General features: G+C 51.0%; 16 protein-coding genes. 7 read left to right on the top strand and 9 right to left on the bottom strand.

The genetic code is table 11. The features are described from left to right. Positions 1-12: 12 nt before the first annotated feature. Genes AB4876_RS08505 through mtnC form a run of 3 tightly spaced genes read left to right on the top strand, consistent with a single transcriptional unit; the run spans position 13 to position 1,903 of the window. The gene (locus tag AB4876_RS08505) at positions 13-636 is read left to right on the top strand and encodes a methylthioribulose 1-phosphate dehydratase (RefSeq protein WP_368381217.1); all 624 of its coding nucleotides are present in this window, start codon (positions 13-15) and stop codon (positions 634-636) included. An 8-nt stretch (positions 637-644) separates the two neighbouring features. Then, complete coding sequence (locus AB4876_RS08500) at positions 645-1,208, top strand: 1,2-dihydroxy-3-keto-5-methylthiopentene dioxygenase (RefSeq protein WP_368381216.1); 564 nt, start codon at positions 645-647, stop codon at positions 1,206-1,208. Between the two features lie 14 nt (positions 1,209-1,222). Further along, positions 1,223-1,903, top strand: a complete 681-nt coding sequence (gene mtnC / locus AB4876_RS08495) for an acireductone synthase (RefSeq protein WP_368381215.1) — start codon at positions 1,223-1,225, stop codon at positions 1,901-1,903. A gap of 21 nt (positions 1,904-1,924) precedes the next feature. On the opposite strand, the gene AB4876_RS08490 is transcribed toward mtnC, so the two are convergent. From AB4876_RS08490 to AB4876_RS08475, 4 genes are all read right to left on the bottom strand, one after another. Then, positions 1,925-2,089: a DUF6491 family protein gene (locus AB4876_RS08490; RefSeq protein ID WP_368381214.1), complete on the bottom strand. Its 165-nt coding sequence runs from the start codon at positions 2,087-2,089 to the stop codon at positions 1,925-1,927. Continuing rightward, the gene (locus AB4876_RS08485) at positions 2,089-2,316 is read right to left on the bottom strand and encodes a DUF6491 family protein (RefSeq protein WP_368381213.1); all 228 of its coding nucleotides are present in this window, start codon (positions 2,314-2,316) and stop codon (positions 2,089-2,091) included. Before AB4876_RS08485 ends, AB4876_RS08490 begins: the two co-directional genes overlap by 1 nt. Before the next feature lie 135 nt (positions 2,317-2,451). Beyond that, a complete protein-coding gene (locus tag AB4876_RS08480) occupies positions 2,452-4,938 on the bottom strand; it encodes an ATP-dependent helicase (protein ID WP_368381212.1) in 2,487 nt (828 codons plus the stop codon). Positions 4,939-4,997: 59 nt separating this feature from the next. After that, positions 4,998-5,867, bottom strand: coding sequence for an alpha/beta fold hydrolase (locus AB4876_RS08475; protein ID WP_368381211.1), 870 nt, complete (start codon positions 5,865-5,867; stop codon positions 4,998-5,000). Positions 5,868-6,127: 260 nt separating this feature from the next. Between AB4876_RS08475 and AB4876_RS08470 the strand changes: the two genes are divergently transcribed. The 3 genes from AB4876_RS08470 (at position 6,128) to AB4876_RS08460 (ending at position 8,807) form a co-directional block, all read left to right on the top strand. Continuing rightward, positions 6,128-6,925, top strand: coding sequence for an enoyl-CoA hydratase-related protein (locus AB4876_RS08470; RefSeq protein WP_368381210.1), 798 nt, complete (start codon positions 6,128-6,130; stop codon positions 6,923-6,925). Positions 6,926-7,242: 317 nt separating this feature from the next. Next, a complete protein-coding gene (locus tag AB4876_RS08465) occupies positions 7,243-8,463 on the top strand; it encodes an NAD(P)/FAD-dependent oxidoreductase (RefSeq protein ID WP_368381209.1) in 1,221 nt (406 codons plus the stop codon). Between the two features lie 23 nt (positions 8,464-8,486). Continuing rightward, positions 8,487-8,807 (top strand): 2Fe-2S iron-sulfur cluster-binding protein, encoded by a 321-nt coding sequence (locus tag AB4876_RS08460; protein ID WP_368381208.1) that lies wholly within the window; start codon positions 8,487-8,489, stop codon positions 8,805-8,807. 147 nt (positions 8,808-8,954) lie between these two features. On the opposite strand, the gene AB4876_RS08455 is transcribed toward AB4876_RS08460, so the two are convergent. The 5 genes from AB4876_RS08455 to AB4876_RS08435 form a co-directional block, all read right to left on the bottom strand. After that, complete coding sequence (locus AB4876_RS08455; RefSeq protein WP_368381207.1) at positions 8,955-9,296, bottom strand: BON domain-containing protein; 342 nt, start codon at positions 9,294-9,296, stop codon at positions 8,955-8,957. Positions 9,297-9,407: 111 nt separating this feature from the next. Next, positions 9,408-9,788: an Hpt domain-containing protein gene (locus AB4876_RS08450; RefSeq protein WP_368381206.1), complete on the bottom strand. Its 381-nt coding sequence runs from the start codon at positions 9,786-9,788 to the stop codon at positions 9,408-9,410. After that, a complete protein-coding gene (locus AB4876_RS08445) occupies positions 9,781-10,176 on the bottom strand; it encodes a response regulator (RefSeq protein ID WP_368381205.1) in 396 nt (131 codons plus the stop codon). The genes AB4876_RS08450 and AB4876_RS08445 overlap by 8 nt, the downstream gene beginning before the upstream one ends. Then, positions 10,176-11,699, bottom strand: coding sequence for a PAS domain S-box protein (locus tag AB4876_RS08440; RefSeq protein WP_368381204.1), 1,524 nt, complete (start codon positions 11,697-11,699; stop codon positions 10,176-10,178). Before AB4876_RS08440 ends, AB4876_RS08445 begins: the two co-directional genes overlap by 1 nt. A 370-nt stretch (positions 11,700-12,069) precedes the next feature. After that, on the bottom strand, positions 12,070-12,612 hold the full coding sequence (locus AB4876_RS08435) for an outer membrane beta-barrel protein (RefSeq protein ID WP_368381203.1): 543 nt from the start codon (positions 12,610-12,612) through the stop codon (positions 12,070-12,072). A 309-nt stretch (positions 12,613-12,921) separates the two neighbouring features. On the opposite strand from AB4876_RS08435, the gene AB4876_RS08430 reads away from it, so the two are divergent. Beyond that, a complete protein-coding gene (locus tag AB4876_RS08430) occupies positions 12,922-13,593 on the top strand; it encodes a pseudouridine synthase (protein WP_368381202.1) in 672 nt (223 codons plus the stop codon). Positions 13,594-13,644 lie beyond the last annotated feature (51 nt).

Below are 13,644 nucleotides of genomic sequence, written 5' to 3'. Positions count from 1 at the left end.
GGTAGGCAAGCTATGATCGACAGCAAACTTTTCTATCACCAGGCCGTCGCTTTGGCCGCCGCTGGCGAAGACCTTTACCAGCGCGGTTGGGTACCGGCGACCAGCGGTAATTTCTCCTGTCGGTTAGATGCAGACTCGGCCATCGTCACCGCCTCGGGCAAGCACAAGGGCCGACTTAGCCCCACCGATTTCATCGCTGTCGACCTCAATGCCCAGCCAATTAGCAGCGGCAAGCCCTCGGCAGAAACCGCCCTGCACACCCAGCTGTACGCCCGCTTCCCAGAGATTGGCGCAGTACTGCACTGCCACTCCCCCGCCGCAACAGTTTTATCGATGGCGATGGCAGGTAAATCACTGCTCAAGCTCAGCGATTACGAACTATTAAAAGCCTTTACCGGCATCGATACCCACGCCACCAGCGTGACCATCCCCATATTTGCCAATACCCAAGAAATCGACTCCCTGGCTGCCAAGGCAGACAGCTATCTCGCCGAGCACCCCAATTGCCCTGGCTATTTAATTCGCGGGCACGGCGTGTATTGCTGGGGCAGCGATCTGGACACCTGCCTGCGCAAGCTCGAAGCCCTCGACTTTCTTTTACAATGCGAACTCGAACAATTGCGCCTCAGCCGCTAGGAGCCACCATGAGCACTCTCACTGTTTACTCAGATAGCAACAGCCAACAACCGCGCACCCAAACTAATGACCCCGCCACCATCACGACCGAACTCGCCGCTGCCGGTATTCGCTTTGAACAATGGCAAACCCGCGACGACATTCAGGCTGGCGACAGCCAAGAACGCGTATTGAAGGCCTACGCCAGCGACGTTCAGCGGCTTATTAATGAGCAGGGTTACCAGAGTGTCGACGTAATTAGCATTGACCGCCACAACCCCCAAAAAGACGCGCTCCGCCAAAAGTTTTTGGCCGAACATACCCACAGCGAAGACGAGGTACGTTTCTTTGTGCAGGGCCAAGGTTTATTTGCCCTGCACCTTGGCGATCAGGTTTTTGAAATACTGTGCGAAAAAGGCGACTTATTGAGCGTGCCCGCTAACACCCAACATTGGTTTGATTTAGGCCCCGAGCCCGACCTTGTTGCGATTCGGTTTTTTAACAACCCCGACGGCTGGGTGGCCAACTACACTGGCAGCGACATTGCCGAGCACTATTCGCGCATTGAATCCCGTATTGCCGCCAGCCAGTAAACTGAGGAGCTATTGTGATTAAGGCCATTGTTACCGATATTGAAGGCACCACCAGCTCAATTCATTTTGTTCACGAAGTGTTATTTCCGTATGCCGCAAAGCACCTACCGACCTTTATTCGGGAAAATCGCTCAATCCCTGCAGTGGATGACGCTTTACAAGAAGTCGCCCGCATCTCCAAGCTCGCCACTGACGATACTGAAGCCTTAATTACCCAGCTCCTGCAATGGATTGCCAGCGACCAAAAAGTCACACCACTGAAAGCACTACAGGGCTTGGTGTGGGAGCAGGGCTACCGTAATGGCGATTACAAAGCACATATTTACCCCGATGCCTTAGCCACTCTACACAAATGGCATCAACAGGGCTTAGCCCTTTATGTCTATTCTTCAGGGTCAGTCTACGCCCAAAAATTATTCTTCGGCTTTAACGAGGGCGGGGATTTAACAACTTTATTCCAAGGCTATTTCGATACGGTAACTGGGCCAAAGCGCGAAGCGAACTCCTATCAGAAAATCCAGCAAGCCCTAGACCTGCCCGCAGAAGAGATTTTATTTCTGTCGGATATCGTCGAAGAACTGGATGCCGCCGCCGAAGCAGGCATGCACACCGCGTGGTTGCAGCGCGAGGGCGATATGCTCCAGCACCCCCGCCACCAGTGCTTAGACACCTTTACCGATATTGCGTTGGACTAAACGCAAATTCGATATAGCCGCTTATTGGCTGCGGTACACCTTCGAGATCGCCTCGATACCGCAGTGCACCGGTAAACCGTCGCTAGGTACCAGCACATCATCAAAGCGAGTCAGACTATTAGTCCGCGTTTTAAATGCCAATTCTTGCGAGCCGCGCAAATCCGCACAGGGTCGATTTAAGCTCACTAAATATAGTGTTCAGAAATTCCATTGCTAAAAATCAAATGGCGATCATCGAGGTAGGTCCAATCGCTAATTCGGTAGGAGCTAATACGATCGACGCTCTCGCCCGGCCGATAACCAGACTCCGCTAAACGCTCATCTAGGCCACGCTCTTCCTTCACGGTAGAACACGCAACAATACTTGCCAGCACGCATAGTGTGGCGCCAAACCTAATCAATTTTATACTCATATCCACCTCCGAGAATGAAGGTGCGCAAAGCTGCCGCACCTCTTTCTGACCGTAGGCCCACGGGGAGGTTCAGCTACCCATCAAAACTCATCATCTCAAGCAGACAAAATGGTTGCGACGGTATCAGCATTAAAATCAATGTAAGTAATCTGCCTCGAATAAGGCCAAGCGGAAAGTTTTCATCCCTGAGCTAAATTTCAGCTGAATATTGCGCTGATCGACAGCCAGCACAGCGCCGCGACCAAACTTACGGTGCTCCAGAATATCGCCCACCCGATACGCGCGCGCGGCCAAACCATCACTCACCGACTTAGACTCTGGCGCCAGCACTGGCTGCAGCAAACGTTGCGCAAGCAAGTGCGGAAAGAAACGACGCTGACTGCCAAATTGTATACACACGCCCTGTTCATCAAGCTCAATAATGCGACCATCGCCGTAACTAGCGTGTTTACACCAAGTGCCCAGCAATAATCGAGCGGTGCCAAGCGTACCGGTGCTCATATCCACAGCTGCGCTCGACGACTGCCAATCGGGGACCACAGCATCTAAATAGCGTTCGGCTACATTGGCGCCCCCGCCTTTAACAAGGTCAAAGGAGCTCTTGGCATCGTGCAGCTGCTCCGCGACCCGCTGCGCCAAGATCAAATTCATTTCTGCTAAAAAAGGGCTCGGCAATTGGTGTAATTCTGGCCGTTGCTCGGTTGACCAGCCATTTTTAACATCAAGGCCCGGTGCGAATAAATACAAGGCATCTATAGCGCGAGTCATCGCAACATACATCAAGCGCCGCTCCGCCTCGATCTGGTCGCGCTCCTGGCGGCGACGATTACCGGCCTGATAAGGCATGTAATGGGCGCTTAAACCCGGCAGCATCACCACCGGCCACTCCAGTCCCTTGCTGCGATGCATGGTGGTTATGGTTACTGCGTCAATATTCGCGAGTCCGCTCGGCAAAATCTCAGCGGTTTCAGCCCCACCGTGATTACTCAGCGCCGCCAACATCCCCAGCACCCCAGCTGGGCTTTGATCCTTTTGTAGGGCCACAAATTCAATAAACGCCGTCACCGTAGCCGCGCGGTTTTCACCGTCTTCTTGGCTCAGCGCGTTGTCGCGCATTAAGGTCAGTAGGTCGAGCTGAGCGATGAAGCGATTTAATCCGCGGCCAACCAAATGCTCGTCCTGTAAATCGCTCAGCACCTCACCAAGGCGCTGCAGACGTTTTTCCTGATAAATCGACAAGCTGTCTTCGGAGCGCTGCAAGGCCGTAAAGCCAAACTCGGCAATGCGCTCCGCATATCCGCGCAACACCTCGTGACGAATTTTTAACTCGCAGAACTTCAGTAAATCAAACAGCAGGCGGCTAGGTGTGTCACCGTCATCAACAGCAGCGCCAGGCTCCGCCGCCAGGTCCGAAAACTGCCCCGTCATTAAGCGGATTAAGGTAACTAAGACTTTGACTTCGCCGCGCTCGAGCACTCGACTGCCGCCCATCACGCGATTGGGAATACCCCGCTTAAGCAGGGCCAGCTCGACCGGCGCCGCCTGCGCCCAAGTACGGCACAAAAATACCATATCGCTATAGCGATGACCCGCCGCGCGCTCGGCCTCGCAGGCCTGCGCAAAGACGGCGCCATCTGCGGATTGCAAGCAGAGCTCAACATGGGTGGGCGCTGCCGACGCCGCACTGATACACAACACGGGGTCGCGCCGCTGGTTGTGGCTGATTAACTGCGCAGCCGCTAGGGCTAACTGGTGGCCGTAGCGAAAGGTGCGCGACATTTCATAGTGTTGATGGGGATAGCTGTCGCCAAAATAATTGAGCATGTACTCGGGTTTGGCGCCGCGAAACTCGTAAATACACTGATCCGCGTCACCAACCACCTGCAGCCGAGCGCGCTCACCGGCCAAGGTTTTAAGCATAAAAAACTGGATGTCATTGATATCTTGAAACTCATCAACAACGAACAATTCAACCCGATTGGCTAAGAACTCGGCCAACTCGGGATCGGCGGCAATCACTCGGCAGGGGTCATACAAAAAATCGGCAAAGCTGACCCGCGCCGCCCGTTTGCGCCACTGCTCAAACCGGGCAAAGGCCTCGATGAAAAGCTGATATTGCTCTGGATAGCCCCCTTCAATAAAGCTTGATTCTGGCTCCGCCAGTGTCGACTTGGCCAAGTCGACAAAGCCTGCGAAGGTGTCTAGCCATTGCTGCTGTTCGTCGTATATTGCGCTGCGCTGGACGCTGGTTCCCGCGGAGGCCTGCAGGGCCTTGAGCATTTCCAAGCGCGCCTGCGCTTCGCCAAGTGGCGAGGGATCAAACGCCGGCAAATGTCCCTCTTTCGCTAGAGACATGGCCAAATTTCGGCCCATGGCGTGAAAAGTGCGCACCGGCGGCAGCGCGGTATTGGCGCCGGCGGCCTCGCGCAACTTACGACTAAAATCTTCTTGCGCGGCTTTGTTAAACATCACCACCCGAATCAGCCGCGGATCCATGCCATCGCGCAAGCGCTCTAATACATAGCGCACCATCGTGGTGGTTTTACCGGCGCCCGCCACCGCGGTAACGCGGGCGTGGCCGCGGCGATGGCGAGTGACGCGCTGCTGTTCTTTGGTAAGCATAAAGGTGGCTTGGTTACTCGTTTGAGGACAGTGCGATGCAACGAGCTTGGCTCACTAGACTATATAAACGCATTTACATCCGCGATAAAGGCATCTAATTGATCGTGGTGTAACCAGTGGCCAGCATCTTGATAATAGATAATACGGGCATCTTGAAAGTGCGCGAAGCGCCCATTTTCAACAGGATCAGACATAAAGGTCTCCGTGCCCCAAGCCAATAAGGTCGGGCATTTAACCTCGGCAATTAGAGCCCGCAACTGCTCCTCACCAATATCCATTGGACTGAGGCGGCGGCTGTAATTATCAAATTTCCAGCTATAAGTACCATCCTCGTTCTGCGAAATACCGTGAATGGTCAAATGCCGCGCCTGCTCGGCACTAAGATGCTTGTTCTCATTGTGCATGCGCTGAATTGCGTCAGCTAAACACGCGTAACGACGCGGCGTGCGCGCCGCCAAGCCGTGACGATAAGCTATCCAATCGCGCATTTTTTCGACAAAAGGCATATTGTGCTGCGCATCGACAGTCTCTGGCGCTAAACCAACGCCTTCGATCAACACCAGTTTTTTTACCTTTTCTGGATACACTGCCGCGTAGCGCACCGCGACCGTGCCCCCCATTGAGTGCGCAATAATCGTCGCTGGACCAAGATTTTTTTGCTGGATGAGCTGATCTAGGTCACATAAGTAAGCGTCGTGACTGTAATAGCCATCTGGCGACCAAGCGCTGTCACCATGACCGCGTAAATCTGGGGCAATAACGTGCCAATCCTTTCGCAAATGCTCTGCCACCCAGTCCCAGTTGCGGCAGTGATCCCGCCCGCCGTGCAATAAAATTAGGGGCGGCGCATCAGGGTTGCCCCAGTCGACATAGTGCATGCGCAAACGCTGGGAGAAATAACTGTGTGAGGTTGGGCCAAAGGATTCCATCCGTGAAGGTCTCTGCTATCAGGCAAATAATCTGCACTATAATGCCACAAAGCCTTAACCTAAGCAGTGCTAACAACCAACGCGTGAGGCCGCAGAGCAGGAAAATCGAACTCCAAAACTGTCTTTATAGTGCCGATAGATGGCACACAAGGCCCAAGACATGCAAAATACCGGTCTGCTCCACACTAGGGGCATTTAAGGCTGGGCCAGCACTACTGAGCGATCTAAGCCGCCATGACGATATTGCTAAAGGATAAAAGATGAATTTTCAGGAAATAACAGTCGAGATCCGCGAGTCGGTCGGCATACTCACCCTAAATGTACCGGCAACACTCAATGCCCTCACCCCAATCATGGTGAAGGAGATAAACACTGCCATTGATCATATTGCCAATAATGCGCGCGCACTTATCATTAGCGGCGCGGGCCGCGGCTTCTGCTCCGGTGCTTCGCTAGACCCCAGCAACCCACTTGCGCCAACGCCGGAAAATCGCAGCGAGCGGGATATCGGGCTGGTATTAGAAAGTCACCTAAACCCAATTATGCTCAAATTGAAAAACCTGCCAATTCCCTGGATCACCGCCGTGCGCGGCAGTGCAGCAGGCTTTGGCGCGTCCCTCGCGCTGGCCGGCGACATGGTGGTTGCCAGCGAGAACGCCGCCTTCATTCAGATTTTCTCTAAAATTGGACTCGTCCCCGACGGCGGCGCCACCCACCTTTTAAGCCGCACTATTGGCCGCGTACGCACCATGGAACTGATGCTAACCGGCGAGCGGCTTAAAGCCGAAAAAGCGCTGGAATGGGGTTTAATCAATCGCGTCGTCGCCGACGCCGACTTAGAGCAGGAAGCCTTTAACCTGGCCCTCGCTTTTGCAAAAGGCCCGACCATCGCGCTGAGCCTGATCCGCAAAGCAGTGTGGACCGCAGTGGATGCCGATTGGGAAAGCAGCCTCCAATGTGAACGTGAACTGCAAAAAATTGCCGGGCAAACCACCGATTTTGACGAGGGTGTCGCGGCTTTTGTAGAAAAACGCGCAGCGAAATTCGAAGGCAAATAAGCAAAATTGGTTACAGGGTGATAACAAAAAAGGAGGCTTGTTATCACCGCTGACGCGGTTTCCATGCACGACAATGGTGCCAAACCCAGCAAAATTAGCTTCGTTTCCTGTTTACAATATCAAGACAGTCAAAAATTTGTAAACTGAACTCGATTTAATACGCCAAGCCTATGCAATTGCCTGCAAAATCGCCGACAATACAGCTCCGGTTTTACTCGCCCTGATCATGCAACTGCCGAGGCGAACAGACTGATAAAAAAAATAGGCGTCATGCTGCTGACATGACATTAAAAAAAAGAACCTCCTGGAAAACAGATATGAGTGAACATTGCATTGTAATCGGCGCCAGTCATGCTGCCGCCCAACTGGTGTCAAGCCTGCGCCAAGAAGGCTGGGAAGGAAAAATATCCATCGTCGGTGATGAGCCCTACCTACCCTACCACCGCCCACCACTCTCTAAAGCATTTTTTGTCGGCGAAAAGACCGAAGAGGACCTACTTATTCGCGCGGCCGACTTCTACACCAAAAACAAGGTGGACCTGCTGCTAGGTAGTCGAGTTTCTCGCATTGATCGCGACGCTAAAAAGATCATTCTCGAAGATGATGCTGAGATTCCCTATACCAAACTCGTGCTCACCACCGGTGCCCGCGTGCGCAAAATCCCCTTTGTTGGCAGCGAGCTGGCTGGGGTATTTTATATGCGCGACCTCAACGATGTTAAGCAAACCCACAAATTTACTGGCCCTGGGAAATCAGCGGTCATTATCGGCGGCGGCTATATCGGCCTTGAAACCGCCGCATCACTGCGCAAAATTGGCATGAACGTTACCGTTATCGAAGCCATGTCGCGGGTTTTACAGCGCGTAACCGCACCGGAAGTATCGGCGTTTTACACCCGAATCCACACCGAGGAAGGTGTCGATATTCGCACCGAAGCTGGTGTTGACGCCATTACTGGCGAACAACACGTTGAAGGCGTACGCCTAGCCGATGGCAGCACTATTCCGGCCGACTTGGTTATTATCGGCGTTGGCGTGCTACCCAATGTCGAACTCGCAGAAGCCGCCGACCTCACTATCGACAACGGTATTGTGGTTGATGAGTTCGCAACCACCAACGACAGTGACATTTTTGCCGCCGGTGACTGTAGCAACCATTACAACCCAATTTACAAACGTCAACTGCGTTTAGAATCAGTACAAAATGCCACCGATCAAGCTAAAATAGCCGCCAAGGCTATTTGCGGCAAACCGGAAGTTTACCGTGCCCTGCCGTGGTTCTGGTCAGATCAGTACGATCTAAAGCTGCAAATTGCAGGTCTGTCCCAAGGCTTTGATCAAGTAGTCATTCGCGGTGATAGCGAGCAAGGTCGCAGCTTTGCCGCGTTCTACTTCAGCGAGGGTAACTTGATTGCAGTAGATGCAATCAATCGCCCGAAAGAGTTCATGATGAGCAAGCGCGCTTTAACTGCAGGCCAATCTGCAGACCCATTGAAGCTCGCTGACGAATCCATTGAAATCAAAGACGCTTTTAACTAATACGAAATACGAGAAGAAATAACATGCCTTTAATTATTTATAAGTCACATGACGGAAGTACCCAAGAAGTCCACGCCGAAACTGGCACCAGTATTATGCAAGCCGCTGTCGACAACGGTATAGACGGCATCTTGGGCGAATGTGGCGGCTGTTGTAGCTGCGCGACCTGCCATTGCTATATCGATCCAGCTTGGGTAGCGAAAGTAAGTCCAGCCGACAGCACCGAAACCGACATGCTCGATTGCGTGCTTGAGCCTCAAGAAACTAGCCGTTTGAGCTGTCAGGTTATTATCACTGACGAAATGGATGGCATCGTTATTGCCATGCCAGAATCTCAGTATTAATTACGGCGATTCAGCAAGCGGGGAAGAACACCTCCCCGCTTGTTCACCACCCTGTACCACACCCAGCCTTCAGCTCTATACTCTGCAAAACACGCTTATATTCATATCAATACCACAACACCCTCACGGCATAAGTGTACTGAACACTCAGGTATCGAGCTGACTCACATCCACTCTTTGCACGCCCGGCAAGTCCTTGGTGATCTCCACTATGCGATAAATCATCGACACCGACGCTACCGTCCCCGAAATACTGATTGCACCATTGCGGTTACTGACTTGAACATAACCAGCCAATTTGGCATCGCTTTGCAATTGCTGAATTACCGATTGACTGAGCTGCTCATCACTGCCGGTTACGCTAAACTGGGAGTCTTGGACAACAAATAAAGTCTTTTTAGCTTCGGCGCCTGCGGCAAATACAATGTGGCTGTTCAGTAACATGGCCGCCAAAATTACGAGCCCTGCTTTTAAGCTAAAATAATTCATGCGTATATTCCCATCGAAACTAAGTTAACGAAGCGCCAACTAAAGACGCACTAACAAAGTTTTATACGGGGCTTAACATAAAGTAGATTTAGTGATGGGCGAGCGGCCTAATTAGCCGTGTAAATTGATAGGTGGCGCCTTAACCTTGCCAGCCAGTATTACCGATTCCAGTGTTTTTAGGGTTTTACCGAGGTCAAGCAAGCGCTCCGCATCCATATCGTCGGCCGCCATCAGTCCGTGTATTAACTCCTGGGCCTTGTTACTTAACTCATTAACGGGCGTGACGTTGAGCATGCTTGAGGTACCTGCAATCGCGTGCACAGCGCGGTAGACCTCTTGCAGCAAATCTGCGGCATAATTACTATCGACACAGCACTGCCAACTTGCCATAACCGGCACAAGGCGTGCTGGCAAACTAGCAACATACTCCTTTTGAAGTTCAAGTAATTGTGAATCCACGCTAGCGCTCCCACTAGACTCGTCTTTATTCATGACACGTCGCCCATATGGCGCGCACGTCCTGCGCCAAGGTCATAGGATTAAACGGCTTGGTAATCACATCGACTGCGCCGAGCTGCTTAAATTGTTCAACTTCGTCGGGCTGGACCTTAGCGGTAATAAAAATCACTGGCGTCAGCATAAATTCCGGCATTGCTCGGAGCTTGCTGAGGATTTGTGGCCCATCCATACCAGGCATCATGACGTCCAAAATAATCAACTGGGGCATGACCTCATGAATTACCGCCAAGCCCTCTTCGCCGCTCGCACAGGTAACAACATCTAATTGCCCAACCTGACGCAGAGCAATTTCAGCGACTAGGCGAATATCTGGTTCGTCCTCGATATATAAGATTTTTTCCAGTGCCGCTACGCTATTCATCACTGGTTTCCCTGTCGTTGCAATTGCTGTTTAAGATCAATATAGAACTCAGTGCCCTCGCCGATGACCGACTTAAAGGAGAGTTCGCCATGATGCCGCTCAACAATCGATTTTGAAATATGGAGCCCCAAGCCGGTGCCGCTCATCTGCCGTTTATCCGAGGTATCTGCCTGCGTAAACTTTTCAAACACCCTACTCTGAAAGTCTAAGGGAATCCCCGGCCCCTTATCACGTACCGTAATACGAACATTATCCCCCCTTTGCCCTGCCTCTACCTCGATTAGCGAGTCCTGATGAGAAAATTTAGCAGCATTCGACATTAAATTACTCATTACTTGCATCAACCGATCAGGGTCCACATGGATATGTAGGCTTTTAGGACAGCTAAGCAAGCTATACTTTACATGATGCTTTTCAGCATAGGCCTGATTATCCGATATAGCGGTTTCCAAAAAGGAGCGTACCGATACTCGCCTCAGGTTTAACTTCATTTTTTCAGATTCGATCTTTGATATATCCAGAATATCATTTATCAGCAGTAACAAGCGGTCGCTGTTTTTATGAGCGATGCTAATCAGCATCTTTTCCTGATCCGAGCCCTCCGCAACTGCATGCCCAATAATCAATTCCAAGGAGGCCTTAATCGACGTCAGCGGGGTGCGCAGCTCATGACTCACCGTGGCGATAAACTCGTCTTTAATTCGCTGTTCATGCACGCGGCGCATTGCTTCGCGCAGCTTCTCTTCGGTCTCCTTGCGCTCAGAAATATCGCGGACAATACCAGTAAACATGCGCTGGCCATTGACTTCCATTTCGCTAATCGCCAATTCCAACGGAAAGGTCGAACCATCTTTGCGTCGGCCAGTAACTTCACGGCCGATACCAATGATTTTCTTTTCTCCGGTATCCAAATAATTTGCTAAATATTGATCGTGTTCATGCTGGTACGGCGCGGGCATAAGCATCGATACATTACGGCCACTAAGCTCTTCTAAACGATAACCAAAAATCTTTTCGGCAGCGGGGTTAACTGTTTCTATCCTGCCCCGATCACTGATGGTAATCACGCCATCAACAATGGTGTCTAGAATCGCCTTAGTGCGTGAAAACAGTTCACGCAATTTGTCTTCGGTCACTTTACGCTGGGAAATATCCCGCACAATACCGGTAAACATACGCTGGCCGTTAACTTCCATTTCACTAATAGCCAGTTCTAATGGAAAGGTCGTACCGTCTTTGCGCAGACCAGTTACTTCGCGACCAATACCAATAATTTTCTTCTCACCGGTATTAAGGTAATTATTAAGATAGCCATCATGCTCTTTGCGGTAGGGGTTTGGCATTAACATAGAGACATTTCGACCAGACAGCTCATCTAAGCGGTAGCCAAATATGTTTTCTGCAGCTGGGTTAACCGTTTCAATTAAACCCCGATCACTGATGGTAATCACACCATCAACGATCGTTTCAACAATAGCCTTAGTACGCGACAGTAAATCATTTACTGCATCCTGACCCTTCATTCTATCTCCTGATAAGCAGAGACTTATTATTTCATAAGCTAGTGTAAACGGCTTAAAAGCACAGCAGTAACTGGGGGATGTACTTACCGACCGACAGCAAGCTCATTACGTAGCTTAGTCATTGAAAAATAAAGAAATAAATAACAATCAGCATGCCACCACAATAAGACGAGATAGCGCCAATCCTAGGTGAATATCTCGAGCATAGTATATTTTTGGGGTAATAGCGCTGAATTGGCCGATGCATCCTACTTAAGATGCGCACCGGGGACCCTGCAACAAGCTGCGCGCCTGAGCTAAGAGGGGTGAGAACGAAAGAAAAGCAGCTCAGCGTAGCCGCTGCTTTTCTTATCGCGCCTATTAAACGTTATTACAGGGCAAAATAGAATTTAGCGCCCAAAGACAGCATATCTACATCGGTATCGTCGATATCGTAGCGGTCAAAACCAACAGTTAAGTGCAGTTCACGGCTGACTTGGAACGCAGCGCCAATACCGTAGTAAAGGTCAGTGCCATCTTCACTTTCGCTGCTCGATACGCCGCCAATGCTTATTTTAGTGTCGCGATCCCATGCAATTAAACCGACTCGGCCAGTTAATTCAAAACCGGGCTGCAGCGGAATAAACAGGCCCAAACCGGCAAACGCGCCGCCAGTCTCTACTGAGTCATTGCTACCGGACACCTCACCCAAATCAACATACCCCCCCTCTACCGACACATTTGGCCCCATCCGCACGCCAATACCCATGCTATAGCCATTGTCTTCGTCATCGACATTGGGCGAGCTACTACCCAAATCGTAACTAGTCTTACCAAACTGACCGCTTACGTAGATTGTTCCAGGCTCTGCCATACTTGCCAGCGGCATTGCCGCCGCCAGCACCACACTCGCTAGACCCATTTTTTTATTCATAACAACATCCCCGTAAAATGACCCGATACACGTCTAAAATCCTTGTAAATGACACCTTTGCTGCAACTCCAAAGTAGGCTGTAAAGCCTTACTCCAACTTTCGCCGATGCCTTCGCCATCATATCAAGCCCTACGCAAATTTAGCTATGCGTTTACAACGCCACAATTAACAGCTTTTGTTCGCGATAAAAGCTTAGTTCCTCAGTGCCACACAAAATACGGTGATTAGGGATAGATTCGGTATACTGCGCCTTTAAATTGTATTTCAGCTTCGAGCAGCGCTCACAAACTTCGGCGAGTTAAAGCAAGATGAACAATTCAGGAGATGACTTCATTGCCCCAGCCTGCCACGAACAGATAAGCCTGCTGTTTCAGGATGAACACATCCTCCTCATCAACAAGCCCAGCGGGCTATTAAGCCTATCTGGCAAAAACCCCCTCAACAAAGACTCAGTGCATTTTCGTTTAGTGCAGAGCTACCCCCAAGCAACATTGGCACATCGCCTCGATTTTGGCACCTCAGGTATTATGCTCGTGGCCCTAAGCAAGGTGGTGAACGCCGAGCTCACCCGGCAATTTCAAAACCGAACGGTGGCCAAAACCTATATCAGTATACTGATGGGGACGGTGGCAAATGACTCGGGGGAAATAGTCGCCCCCATTGCCAAAGATAAGGCGAACTTTCCTCTGCAAAAAATTTGTGCCGATGAAGGCAAATACGCCGCTAGCCGCTATCAAGTTATTAACCACCTGCAAAACCCGTCCCGCACTCGTGTTGCCTTTACGCCAAGCACAGGCAGGACCCACCAGCTTCGCATTCACAGCCGTGAGTTTGGTCACCCAATATTGGGCTGCGACCTTTACGGCAGCCCGCAGACTCACGCGCTCGCTGAGCGCCTGCTTCTGCACGCCGACAGTTTAAGTTTCGAACATCCTGTTTCTAGGCAGAGAATGACCGTACAATGCCCCTGCCCGTTTTAAGTACGTTATTAAGTAGGCCATCAAATTAAAATTAGTGAATTAAATCAGTTC

This window comes from Zhongshania guokunii (assembly GCF_040892635.1).
GTDB lineage: Bacteria > Pseudomonadota > Gammaproteobacteria > Pseudomonadales > Spongiibacteraceae > Spongiibacter > Spongiibacter guokunii.
Note: the sequence above shows the minus strand (reverse complement) of the source record. Positions and strands in the feature narration are given on the sequence as shown.